Annotated in this window: 11 protein-coding genes; 4 read left to right on the top strand and 7 right to left on the bottom strand. The window is 69.3% G+C overall.

Translation table 11 applies throughout. The features are described from left to right. Positions 1–157: 157 nt before the first annotated feature. Positions 158–1,675, top strand: a complete 1,518-nt coding sequence (locus ACJ8AT_RS28780) for an FAD-binding oxidoreductase (RefSeq protein ID WP_407741099.1) — start codon at positions 158–160, stop codon at positions 1,673–1,675. 15 nt (positions 1,676–1,690) lie between these two features. Here the strand turns inward: ACJ8AT_RS28780 and ACJ8AT_RS28775 are convergent, their stop codons facing one another. Together ACJ8AT_RS28775 and ACJ8AT_RS28770 are read right to left on the bottom strand one after the other, a co-directional pair. Then, a complete protein-coding gene (locus tag ACJ8AT_RS28775; protein WP_407741098.1) occupies positions 1,691–2,872 on the bottom strand; it encodes a tetratricopeptide repeat protein in 1,182 nt (393 codons plus the stop codon). Between the two features lie 72 nt (positions 2,873–2,944). Next, positions 2,945–3,901: a hypothetical protein gene (locus ACJ8AT_RS28770; protein ID WP_407741097.1), complete on the bottom strand. Its 957-nt coding sequence runs from the start codon at positions 3,899–3,901 to the stop codon at positions 2,945–2,947. Between the two features lie 156 nt (positions 3,902–4,057). Between ACJ8AT_RS28770 and dtd the strand changes: the two genes are divergently transcribed. After that, the gene (gene dtd / locus ACJ8AT_RS28765) at positions 4,058–4,531 is read left to right on the top strand and encodes a D-aminoacyl-tRNA deacylase (protein ID WP_407741096.1); all 474 of its coding nucleotides are present in this window, start codon (positions 4,058–4,060) and stop codon (positions 4,529–4,531) included. Between the two features lie 6 nt (positions 4,532–4,537). Here dtd and ACJ8AT_RS28760 read toward each other — a convergent pair whose 3' ends face one another. Then, entirely contained in the window at positions 4,538–5,383 is an 846-nt protein-coding gene (locus ACJ8AT_RS28760; protein WP_407741095.1) for a hypothetical protein, read from the bottom strand. 25 nt (positions 5,384–5,408) lie between these two features. Continuing rightward, positions 5,409–5,870, bottom strand: a complete 462-nt coding sequence (locus ACJ8AT_RS28755; protein WP_407741094.1) for a PTS sugar transporter subunit IIA — start codon at positions 5,868–5,870, stop codon at positions 5,409–5,411. Positions 5,871–6,030: 160 nt separating this feature from the next. Between ACJ8AT_RS28755 and nagZ the strand changes: the two genes are divergently transcribed. Both nagZ and ACJ8AT_RS28745 read left to right on the top strand, forming a co-directional pair. Continuing rightward, complete coding sequence (nagZ, locus tag ACJ8AT_RS28750; RefSeq protein ID WP_407741093.1) at positions 6,031–7,812, top strand: beta-N-acetylhexosaminidase; 1,782 nt, start codon at positions 6,031–6,033, stop codon at positions 7,810–7,812. 109 nt (positions 7,813–7,921) lie between these two features. Next, positions 7,922–8,554 (top strand): hypothetical protein, encoded by a 633-nt coding sequence (locus tag ACJ8AT_RS28745; RefSeq protein ID WP_407741092.1) that lies wholly within the window; start codon positions 7,922–7,924, stop codon positions 8,552–8,554. 90 nt (positions 8,555–8,644) lie between these two features. Here ACJ8AT_RS28745 and hpf read toward each other — a convergent pair whose 3' ends face one another. The 3 genes from hpf to ACJ8AT_RS28730 form a co-directional block, all read right to left on the bottom strand. Further along, positions 8,645–9,301, bottom strand: a complete 657-nt coding sequence (gene hpf / locus ACJ8AT_RS28740; RefSeq protein WP_407741091.1) for a ribosome hibernation-promoting factor, HPF/YfiA family — start codon at positions 9,299–9,301, stop codon at positions 8,645–8,647. A gap of 327 nt (positions 9,302–9,628) precedes the next feature. Then, a complete protein-coding gene (locus ACJ8AT_RS28735) occupies positions 9,629–10,510 on the bottom strand; it encodes an SDR family oxidoreductase (RefSeq protein WP_407741090.1) in 882 nt (293 codons plus the stop codon). 196 nt (positions 10,511–10,706) lie between these two features. Beyond that, positions 10,707–11,453, bottom strand: a complete 747-nt coding sequence (locus ACJ8AT_RS28730; protein WP_407741089.1) for a hypothetical protein — start codon at positions 11,451–11,453, stop codon at positions 10,707–10,709. Positions 11,454–11,492 lie beyond the last annotated feature (39 nt).

Genomic DNA, 11,492 nt, shown 5'->3' with positions numbered 1-11,492 from the left:
TCATGCCGGCCGTGACGCCGGCGACAGCGACATTCTCGGACCTCGCGAGGAAGAGTTGCGTGCCTCTCCTGAAAAACGAGAGCACTCTTCAAATTTCCTCTCTTGCGGGAACCTCAGGCCATAGCCGTGAGCCCGCGTCCACTGGCAAGCTGGGCGCGTGAATCCTCCCAACCTGGAAGCCGCGCTGACCGAGTGGCGTGCCGCCCTGGGCGAAGCGAATGTCCTCACCGAGCCCGAGGCGCTCACGTCCGCCGAGACGGCCACCTTCGCCACCACCCAGCGCATCCCCGCCATCCTCCGCCCCTCGAGCACCGCCGAGGTGCAGGCCTGTCTGCGCGTGGCCCAGACGCACCGTGTCGCCGTCTACCCCGTCAGCGGCGGACGCAACTGGGGCTACGGCTCGCGGGTGCCGCCTCGGGATGGGTGCGCGCTGATGGAGCTGTCGCGGATGAACCGCATCCTCGCGTACGACGAGCGGCTGGCCTACCTCACCGTCGAGCCCGGCGTCACCTTCCGGCAGGCGTACACCTGGCTCAAGGAGCGCGGCAGCCCGCTGTTCATCACCACCATCGGCGGCTCGCCCGAGGCCAGCCTCATTGGCAATGCGCTCGAGCGCGGGGACGGCCGCGGGCCCCACTCCGACATCTTCAACCACGTCTGCGGCCTGGAGGTGGTGCTCCCCAACAGCGAGCGCGTGGAGACAGGCATGGCGCGCTTCGCCAACGCGCACGCCGCGCCCGTGAACCGCTGGGGGCTTGGCCCCTCGTTGGATGGACTGTTCAGCCAGTCCGCGCTCGGCGTGGTGACTCGGATGACGTTCTGGCTGGTGAAGAAGGCGCCCTACCTGAACGAGTTCGTCTTCACCGTGAAGGAAGACTCCCAGCTCTGGGAGGCGATGGATCGGCTCCAGCAGCTCGCGCTGGAGGGCACCCTGCGCAACAGCTTCTTCTTCTGGAACGACGTGAAGGCGCTGAGCGTGATGCGGCAGTTCCCCTACGAGGTCACCGGGGGGCGCACGCCCCTGCCCGGCTTCATGCTGGAGGGCTTCCGCGAGGAGTTCGGCCGGTGGGCCATCAGCGGCGCCATCTCCGCCCAGGACGAGGAGCTGGGCACACTGCTCGAGCGCCGCGTGGACAAGGCCCTGGAGGGGCTGGCCCGGCGCCTCGATTTCGGTCCCCGGCCCCCGGATTACGAGAGCTCATTCCACGGCAAGCCCAGTGACGCCAACCTGGCCATGACGTACTGGCGCAAGAAGCACCCCGTGCCCGAGAACCCCCACCCGGACCGAGACCGGTGCGGCTTCATCTGGTGCTCGGTGGCCGTGCCCTTCACCAGCGAGGAGGCCCGCGAAGCCAGCGCCATCGCCACCCGGGTGCCGCGCATGTTCTCCCTGGAGCCCAACGTGGCGCTGCTGGCCGTCTCCCCGCGCTGCCTCTACCTGGTGGTGGCGCTCGCGTACGATCGCGACGAGCCCGGAGACGACGAGCGCGCCATGGCCTGCTACCAGGCGCTCCAGCGCGAGCTTGTCCAAGCCGGCTACTACCCGATGCGGCTCGGCCTGCCGGGCTTCCCCGAGGAGCTGCCCGTGCAAGATGACTCGCGCGCCCTGCTCAAGCGCCTCAAGGAGGCCGTGGACCCGGCGGGCATTCTCTCCCCCGGACGCTACGGCTTCTGAGCGGGAGCAAGGCGATCAGCCCAGCGCCTTGAGGAGCCGCTCGGCCTGCTCGCGGACATCGTCGTGCGGAGGCGGGTTGGCCGCGAGCACCGCCTTCGCCTGGGCCTGGGCCTTCGCCTTGTCGCCCGTGCGCGTGTACGCCAGCGCCAGGTTGAGGTGAGGCTCCGCCTGGTCCGGCTTGCGGCGCACCGCCTCCTCCAGCACGGTGATGGCGCGAGGAATGTGCTTCTGCTCAGGCTCGGCGGGCCAGCGCATCAAGAGCTGCCCCAGGTTGTTGGCCGCCTTCCACCCGCTTGGCTCCAGCGCCATCGCCTCCTCGTAGGCCGCCACCGCCTTCTCGTAGGCTGGGGGCTCGTCCGCCTCGTGCGCCGTGGCCTCGATCATCTTCAGGTCCGCGGTGGCCAGCCCCAGGCTCTCCATGGTGCGGCACAGGTGCAGCGCGTCCTGGCGCTGCCCCCGGAGCACCAACAGAAGGGCGAGGTTGGCCTGGGCCTGCGGATCCTTCGGGCGCTGGGCCGCCAGCGTCGAGGCCGCGCGGTAGCTGGTATTCGCATCCCCCATCCCCAGCGAGATCGCCGTGAGCATGGCCAGCAGCCGCGGGTGATTGGGAATGGCCCTCAAGCCCTCGGCCAGCACCCGGCGCGCCTCGACGACTCGATTCTGGTCCACGAGCGCCTGCACCAGCGCCATGTACGGCGCGAGGAAGTCAGGCTTCAAGGTGATGGATTGGGCGATGGCCTGGATGCCCTTGTCCGTCTGCCCAGCCTCGAGCCTCACCTGCCCGAGCCGGTAGATGAAGACGGGGTGCTGCGGCTGCAGCTGCGCGGCCTTCTCCAGCGCGGCGAGCGCCTCCGCCGTCTTGTTCTGTTTGATCAGCTCGAGCCCCAGCCCGAAGTGGGCCTCGGCGCGCTGCGGCTCCTGGGCGATCACTTGCCGGTAGTACCCAGCCGCGGGCTCCAGCTGGCCCCGCTGCGCGGCCACGTTGGCTCGCAGCAGCAGCGTCTCGGCCGTGGCGCCCAGCTTCTCGGCGCGGGCGATGTACTGCTCGGCCTGCTCGAGCTGCCCCTCCATGAGGAGCACCTTGCTCAAAACGACGAGGGCGGAGCGGTCCTGGGGCTGTTTCGCCAGGGCCTGCTCCGCCGCCGTCTTTGCCTTTGCTACCTGACCTGACTCGAGGAGTTGCTCCAGCACGCTCATGGCGCTGGATTCTCCCTCAAGCGGGGGCGCCTGTCGCTCTCTTATCGAGCGCGACAGGCCGCCGGGCGGAAATCACCAGCCGCTGAACACCTTGCTGGCCACGTCGCCGATGGCGTCCTTGGCCTTGTTGGCCACGTCACCCACCGCGTGCACCGCGTCGCTGGCCTTGTCCGCCACGAACTTGCCGGCGTCCTTGACCTCGCTGGCCGCCTTGCCCAGGTCCACGCTGACGCCGAACTTGATGTTCGCGCCGATGCCCAGGGTGGCGCCGATATCGAAGTTCGCCGACAGCTTGCCGTCCTTCAGGCCCGCGTCCGCCTTGAACTCGGCGCCGATGCCCGCCGTCACCTCGCCAGTGGCCGTGGCCGTGGCCGGGCCCACCGTCTGCTTCACCTCGGCGGAGGCCTTGGCGCCCGCGAAGGCCTCGCCGCCCGCGGAGGCCGCCACATCCCCGTGCAGCGGGTCGATGGTCACCTCGCCCTTGGCGGAGGCCTCGGCGCCCACGCTGCCCTTGGCCTCGGCCTCGGTGCTGCCGATGCCGTAGTTGGAGGAGACCTTGCCCTCGGCGCTCACCAGGTCCGCGTGAGCCTCCACGGAGCCCTCGGCCTTCACCTCGCCGTGGGCCAGATCCGCCGTCACCTTGGCCTCGCCGTTGGCGCCGGCAGACAGGGCCTTCACCTGGCCCTCACCGTAGATGGCCGAGCCGTCCTTGCCGAAGCTGCCCTTGGCCTCGGCCGCGTTCTTCTCGACCTCGAACTTGCTGTTGTAGAGCTCCACCTCGCCCTTGGCCTTCACGCCGTCGTTCTTCACGTCCGGCTTGATGCCGCGGGTCTTCTCGCTCTTGGACTCGGTGGAGTGGGTGACGCGCTCGTTGCGCAGCAGGCCCTGCTCGTGCGCGGTGAGGTGCTCGCCACGCTCGGCCTTGGACTTCACCTTGGCGACGTCCTTGGCGCGGGCCGCCTCGGGGCGGCGGTCAACCTGGACAGAGCGGCTGTAGCTGCGGGAACGGTTGTCGATCGGAAGGCCCATGGCTGACTCCTATAAGTCGGATGAGCGGGGCGGGGGTGCGCCGCTGTGTACATAGGCATTCTCGCTGATCGGGAAATAAGGTTGCGTGCTGAGGAATAATCACCTTTTGTGTGACAGGGACTTACATAGTAGTCCCAAGGAAATCAGGAGGATGCGATGCGGGCAGTGGTGCAGCGGGTGCTCGAGGCGTCAGTCACCATAAATGGAGAAAAGGTGAGCCAGATCGGTCCGGGGCTGCTGGTGCTGCTGGGCGTGGGCAAGGGGGACACGGAGGCGGACGTGCCGTGGATGGTGGAGAAGCTGGCCACGCTGCGCATCTTCGAGGACGCGGCGGGCAAGATGAACCTCTCCCTGGAGGACACGCACAAGCAGCTGATCGTCGTGAGCCAGTTCACCTTATATGGAGATGCGCGCAAGGGCCGGCGCCCCAGCTTCATCGACGCCATGGAGCCCGCGGCGGCCAAGGCGCTCTACGAGCGCGTCTGCGAGCAGCTCCGCGCCCGGGGCCTCACGGTGGGCACCGGCGTGTTCGCGGCGGACATGAAGGTGGCGCTGATCAATGACGGGCCCGTCACCATCCTGCTCGAGAGCCCGGGCCCCTCGGGCGGCGCGGCCCGGCCGAGCGCCTGAGCGGACTCAGATGCGGACTTCCACGCCCTTGGTCACCAGGGACACCAGGGCCGCGTGCTCCCGGGTCGCCTCGCGCACGTGAGCGCAGAGCACGCCCAGCTCCTGGATCCAGCTGGGAGCGCGAGGCCCCAGCCCGGAGAAGACCACCGCCAGCGGAGGGGGCTGGGAGGCCTTGCCCGCCCACCAGGCCAGCAGCTCGTCCCGCTCCGGCAGGGAGGACAGCTTCAGCCGCTCCTGCTCCCGCGTCAGCAGCCGATCCAGCTTGCGCGACAGGCCCGCGTTCCAGAGCGCCACCTCGCGCGCCGACCGCCAGGCCCAGTCCGCGAAGGCAAAGCTGCCCCGAGGCACGTAGGCGCCCCGGCCCTGGGTGGAGAAGATCTGATCCGGAGGGAACGCCGGGAAGGGCTCCCACACCCCGGCCACCAGCGACGCCAGCCCCAGCTCCGCCCGGGGCTTGAGCCGGAACGCGTCCCGAGCCGCCCGCGCCTCCCGAGCGTTCGCATAGGAGTAGTCCGGCTGCTCCACCATGAGCGCCAGGTGCAGCGCCTCGTCCCAGTCTCCGGCGTAGCCGGCCCGCTGGCCTTCGATCTCCCACCCCGCCTCGCCCTCGCGCCACTGCTGGAACACGAGCCGATCCACCAGCTCCGCCCAGGATTCGGGCTCGAGCCCGCTCAGCCCGCCCCGGGAAGCCGAGCCTCCCAGCTGCTCACAGAGGAAGCGGGCCTGCTCGTCTCCCAGCAGCCCCGCCAGCCCTTCCAGCGCTCCGGGCGCATCACCCATGGCGCGCGAGAAGAACGGCAGCACCGCCTCCTGGAAGAACCGATCATGGACAGGACGAAGGACAATCTCCATGCGCCCCCCCGGGCCGGGCCCTCGTTCAGGGCCGAGCGTCTTCCTGGACGATGAGCGCGTGGATGTCCGCGGCGGTGGACGCCTCGAGGATGGCGGCCCGGAAGCGCGGGTTCTTGAAGAGCCGGGAGATGCGGGCCAGGGCCTTCAGGTGCACACCGGCGCTGTTCTCCGGGGCGACCAGGGCGAAGAAGAGGTGGGTGGGCTTGCCGTCAATTGCCTCGAAGTCCAGGCCCTGGCGGGACACCCCGAAGGTGGCCAGCAGCTGCGTCATCCCCGGCAGCTTGCCGTGGGGAATGGCCACCCCCTCGCCGATGCCCGTGGAGCCCAGCTTCTCGCGCTCGCGCAGCACCTCCACCAGCCGCTCCTCGTGGAGCTGGGGGTGGGCGCGCACGAGCGCAGTGCTCAGTTCGCGCAGCACCTCGGGCTTGGTGCGCGCCTGCATGTCCGCGATGACGGCTTGGGGGCTGAGGAACTCGGAGATTCTCACTGGCGCTCCCGCAGTGGCGCTCGACGTCGAGGGGCAATTACTCCTCGACTCTGTTTAGCGCAAGGGTCGCTTGCCCGCCTTGAGCAGCTTCCGGACGGCTTCGCTCACCAGGTAGCAAGGTGGAGGGGGTTCCGTCTCTCGACTAGCATTCGGGGCCAGCGTGTCCGCCCGTCCTCTTACCCCCCTCACCCTGCTGCTGGCCCTGGGAGTGTGCGCCTCCGCGCCCGCTCCGAGAGCGGTGTCCGCGCCGCCCTCCCCCACCGTGGGCCTGCCCCCGGTGTCGGCGGATCGCGTGGACGGCCTGCTCGCCAGCCTCCCCCTGGAGGCCCGGGTGGGCCAGCTGATGATGGTGGGCTTCATCGGCACCGAGGTGGACGAGGGCGTGGAGGCCCTGGTCCGAGGCCACCAGGTGGGTGGGGTGTGTCTCTTCAAGCACAACATCCAGGACGCCGAGCAGGTGGCGCGCCTCAACGACGGGCTGCGCCGGCTGCTGATCGACCACATCCCCCCCTTCCTCGCGGTGGATCAAGAGGGGGGCAACGTGGTCCGCGTCCGGGATCAGGTGGTGGTGCTGCCCAGCAACATGGCCCTGGGAGCCACCCGCTCGGCCGAGCTGGCCTACGCGGCGGGTAGGGCTCAGGGAGAGGACCTGAGGCGGCTGGGCTTCAACATGAACCTGGCGCCCGTGCTGGATGTGAACCTCAACCCGCACAACCCGGTGATCGGCGTGCGCTCCTATGGGGACAGCGTGCCGCTGGTCTCCGAGCTGGGCCGGGCCTTCGTCCGGGGGCAGCAGGACTCGGGGATGGTGACGGTGGCCAAGCACTTCCCCGGCCATGGCGCCACGGACGCGGACAGCCACACGGCGCTGCCGGTGATGCGCTCGACGCGCGAGGAGGTGCTCGCGCAGATGGAGCCCTTCCGCGCCGCCATCCAGGACGGGCTGGACGGGCTGATGACGGCGCACGTGGCCATTCCCCGGCTGACCGGGGACAACGTGCCGGCCACCCTCAACCCCCAGGTGCTGGACGGGCTGCTGCGCAAGGAGCTGGGCTTTGACGGGCTGGTGCTCACCGACGAGATGGAGATGGACGCCATTGCCCAGCGCTACGGCGTGGGCCGCGCCGCCGTGCTGGCGATGAAGGCCGGCGCGGACATGGTGCTGGTGCCCTGGCGGGCGGAGAAGAAGACGGAGGTGTACGAGGCCCTGCTCGCCGCCGCGCGCAGCGGGGAGCTGCCGCCCGCCCGGCTGGAGCAGGCCGTGCGCCGCATCCTCATCGCCAAGCTGCGCCGGGGCCTCTTCGAGACTCCGCCGGTGCTCGAGGAGCGGCTGGCCACCCCGCCCCCGCCCGGCAATGGCGAGGTGGCCCACCTCATCGCCCGCGCCTCCGTCACCCTGCTGCGCACCGATGGCCGGCACTTCCCCCTCACCGGGCACGAGCGCATCGCCGTCATCACCGCCGAGCCCTCGCTGGGCGAGGCCATCCGCGCTCGCGTTCCGAGGACCTCCGTGCTCTCGGTGCCGGCCTACCCCTCGGAGGCCCGCCGTTTCGCGCTGCGCCAGAAGGCCCGGCAGGCCGCGCTCGCCGCGGACGTGGTGGTGGTGGGGATGATCAACTCGCGCCAGCTGGAGCTCGTCACCATGGCCGCCGCCACCGGCAAGCCCGTGGTGGTGGTGTCCATGGGGCTGCCGTACCTGGCCGAGACGGTGGAAGAGGCCCGCGTGGTGCTCGCCGTCTACTCGTACCAGCCCGCCTCCACCGCCGCCGCGGCCGCCGCCCTCTTCGGGGAGATCGGCACGCCGGGGCGGCTGCCCGTGAACCTGCGCACGCTCACCTTCGGCTACGGATTGGATCCCGTGGGGGAGCAGCATGCCGCCGCCTCGGGGGGCTCGATGAGCCTGGGCAAGTCCGCTCACGCCCTCCAGGGCGCCGCGCGCTGATTCACACGCGCCCTGCTGTGCGAGCCCGCCACGCAAGACGGGCGCGATATGTCTTCTCCAGCGCCTCGTTCTTCCTCTCGTCAACGCCATCGAACGAACGGAGGAAGTCATGTCGCGCTCACTGGTGCTGTCGTCTCTTCTGGTCCTCGCCGTGGGGTGTGCGGGTGCTGGCAATGGCCTGCGCGCGGAGAGCGGAGGTGCTCGCATGGGCCAGCGCTCCGCCGAGCCCATGGTGGTCTCGGCTCACTCCGTCACTGGCCCCTCCTCGTCGCTGGCGCTGAGCGAGAGTGGAATGCGCGGTCGCTTCCGGGATCAGCCCGTGGATCTGCGGTGGGACTACCAGCGGGTGACGGGCGTGTTCGGCGCGCAGCCGACGAAGCTGGAGCTCTCCGAGGGAGATGACACCCGCGCCTCCGGCAGCTTCGGCGGCGCCCGCGTGGACATGCTCCTGAAGGATGACTTGCTGCTAGCGCGCGTGGGCGCCTGCTCGTACTACATGAAGAAGGTGGACGGGGGCTTCTCCGGCAAGCGGGACTGCGCGGGTCCGCTCGAGGAGCAGTTCTACGTGGACTTCCCCGAGAGCCTCCAGGCACGCCCGCTGGGCCAGATGGCCACGCTGCTCACCCTGACGCTCGTGAGCTACACGGACACCTACTCTCCGGCCCTCTCTCCGGCCCGCTTCACCGCCGTGCGCGAGCGCACCCAGCGTGTGCCGCTGTCCAACTGCCGCAGGAGCCAGTAGCGGAGCAGCCTCGGAGGTTCTCACAAGGCGCATCCACCGCGCTCCGCCTCACCCCTCCGGGAGGCGGAGCGCTCGTGTTTCAGCCGTCCGCTACTTCGTGCCCTGAGCCTCGGGCTCGTGCGGCTCGATGAGGCCGTACTGCCCATCCTTGCGGCGGTAGAGCACGTTCATCGCGTTCGTCTCCACGTTGTGGAAGACGTAGAAGTCGTTGTTCATCAGGTTCATCTGCATCACCGCATCCTCCACCTTCAGCTGCTTCACGGTGAGGTGCGTGGTGCGGAGCATGCGCGGCGAGGCGTCAGCCGTCTGCGGCTTGGCGGACTCGGGCGCCGGAGCGGAGCTGGCGGCCTGAGCCTCGGACGCGGCCTCCTCCATCTCCCCGGGCATCTCGAAGACGGCGTGGCGCACGCGCGACAGCTGGTTCACCAGCTCCTGCCGGTGGTGCACGCGCTCACGGCCGTGGTGGCTCTTGAGCTTGTCCTTGTAGCGGCGCAGCTGCCGCTCGATCTTGTCCATCGCGAGATCGATGGACGCGTACATGTCCTCGCTCTTCTCCCGGCCTCGCAGCACCCATGAACCCGAGTGGATGGTGATGTCCGCGTGGTGCAGATGGCGTTCGAGCGAGAGCACCACATGCGCTTCACCTGCCCGGTCCAGCAACCGATTCACCCGTTCGACCTTCTCTTTCGCGTACTCCTTGAGGGAATCCGACGTGCCGAACTGGCGGAAGGTGATGTTCATCTGCATGTGTAGCTGCCTCCTCTGTGGGTAGGACGGTGCTGCATTCCCGATCAGAAACGGTCTGGGGGGACAAAAGCAACCCGGCCCCCGGAATGTCCTGTCGAGAGCACTCCCAGAGCCTGGGAGCACTGTGGTTCCGACAGGTGGACACGCCGCGCTATTCCCGCTCTAATCCTCAGAGGATTCAGCCACTTCCACGCGCTCGCGGCCCGAGACAGGAGAGCCACGTGATGGGTTGGGTCCTGCACAGTTCCCGACGCGCGGAGACGTGGGGAAGCCGCGGCCGCCCGGGCACTCCTGGCGGCCGCGATGATCAGCACCCTGGACAACGGCTCACGCGAGGACCTTGCCTCCGGTGACGCCGAGGATCTCTCCGTTGACGTAGCGGGACTCGTCGCAGGCGAGGAACACGTACGAGGGCGCCAGCTCCGCGGGCTGCGCGGGCCGGCCCATGGGGTTGCTCTCGCCGAACTTCTTGAGGTGCTCGCCGCTGAAGGACTGCGGAATGAGCGGCGTCCACACGGGCCCTGGCGCCACGCAGTTGACGCGGATGCCGCGCTCGATGAGCGACTGCGCCAGGCCCTTGGTGAAGGTGACGATGGCGCCCTTGGTGCTCGCGTAGTCGAGGATGGACGCCGAGGGTTGATACGCCTGGATGGAGGCGGTGTTGATGATGGCGCTGCCCGGCTTCATGTGCGGCAGCGCCAACCGCACCAGGTGGAACATGGCGAGGATGTTGACGCGGAAGGTGCGCTCGATGCGCTCCGGATCGAGGTCCTCGAACTTCTCCACCTCCTTGCCCTGGAAGGCGGCGTTGTTCACCAGCACGTCGATGCGGCCGAAGCGCTTCACCGTGTCCTCGACCACCTTGCGGCACTGCGCCTCGATGGCGAGATCCCCCGCCATGGCCAGCGCCTGACGTGCCTCGTTCTCGATGAGCCGGCGCGTCTTCTCCGCGTCCTCGTACTCGTTGAGGTAGGCGAAGGCCACGTCGGCGCCCTCACGGGCGAAGGCCAGGCAGACAGCTCGGCCGATGCCGCTGTCGCCGCCGGTGACGAGCGCCACCCGCTCCTTCAGCCGGCCGAGCCCCTTGTAGGAGCCCTCGCCATAGTCCGGCGCCTCCTGCATCCGCTCCTCGATGCCGGGATGCGGCTGCGGCTGCTCGTTGAACGGCGTCTTCTGGCCAGTCTTGCGGGGATCAGGATTGCGCGGCATGGGTCCTCCGTGAGGTACCCAGGCACGGTGGGTTCGGCCTCCGGGCGTGGCAACTGTCAGGGGCGCTGGCTACCCCCAGGTTCAAGGGCTCTATCGCCCGAACATCAGGCGAGCGAGCCAGGAAGCCCAGACAAGCAGACAGGGGCTGTCCCAGGAGCCCCCCACAGCCGAGCCGTCAGGCCGAGCAGCCATTACCTCACGGCGCCACGGCCACCTGGAAGTCGGTGGAGTGGAAGATCGTCCCCTCGCAACCGGCTACGCCCACGCACTCGAGCGCCAGGCCCGGCAGGCTGCCGCTGAGCGTGAGCAGGTGGTTGGCCACGGGCGTGGCCTGGGGCAGCGTGAAGCTCACGTTGCTGCCATCCTGGGTGAGTTGGAGGGTCCCAGGCGCCCGGCCGCCCTCGCGCAACAAGCTGGCGTTGACCGTGTCGGGAGTCTCCTCCACCGGCTCCCAGCGGTACGTGTACGTCTGGCCCTGGCGCAGAGTCGCCCCGGTGCCCGCGCCCTGGAACGTGAAGTGGCGCTTGGCCTTGGCGCTCTGGACGATCAGCGACAGGCTGCGGCTGCCGTCCTGCCCCTGGAAGAAGATCCGAGCGTCCTCGATGGGCTCGGAGTCCCAGACGGCGGGATCGAAGTCGAACCACGCGCGAGTCGGATCGCACGTCTCGCGCCCGCCCGAGTCCGAGACACCGCCGGGCTCCAGCTTCATGGGCTGGCCATTGAAGGTGGCCGTCACGCCATCGACGAGCCGCGTGCAGCCGTCATCCGCCTGCGAGAGCGTCACGGTGAAGCGGTGCGAGCCGGCCGCATCCGGGCTCTCCAGCGAGTCGATGTCCACGAGCGCATAGGTGATCGTCCGGGTGGAGAGATCTCCGAGGGAGACAGGAGTGGTCGGGGTGCGCCCGCAGCCAGCGAGCAGCCCGAGCACGGCGAGAGATGGCACGACAGGAAGGGAACGCAGGGGGCGAGGGGAGCGGAACAT

This window comes from Hyalangium sp., assembly GCF_045802625.1.
GTDB lineage: Bacteria > Myxococcota > Myxococcia > Myxococcales > Myxococcaceae > Hyalangium.
This window is presented reverse-complemented; position numbering and strand designations above follow the sequence as displayed.

Coding starts and splice junctions, on each gene's coding strand:
- ACJ8AT_RS28775 (WP_407741098.1), bottom strand. CDS start 2,872: ATGAGCGTGCTGGAGCAACTCCTCGAGTCAGGTCAGGTAGCAAAGGCA.
- ACJ8AT_RS28770 (WP_407741097.1), bottom strand. CDS start 3,901: ATGGGCCTTCCGATCGACAACCGTTCCCGCAGCTACAGCCGCTCTGTC.
- dtd (WP_407741096.1), top strand. CDS start 4,058: ATGCGGGCAGTGGTGCAGCGGGTGCTCGAGGCGTCAGTCACCATAAAT.
- ACJ8AT_RS28760 (WP_407741095.1), bottom strand. CDS start 5,383: ATGGAGATTGTCCTTCGTCCTGTCCATGATCGGTTCTTCCAGGAGGCG.
- ACJ8AT_RS28745 (WP_407741092.1), top strand. CDS start 7,922: ATGTCGCGCTCACTGGTGCTGTCGTCTCTTCTGGTCCTCGCCGTGGGG.
- hpf (WP_407741091.1), bottom strand. CDS start 9,301: ATGCAGATGAACATCACCTTCCGCCAGTTCGGCACGTCGGATTCCCTC.
- ACJ8AT_RS28735 (WP_407741090.1), bottom strand. CDS start 10,510: ATGCCGCGCAATCCTGATCCCCGCAAGACTGGCCAGAAGACGCCGTTC.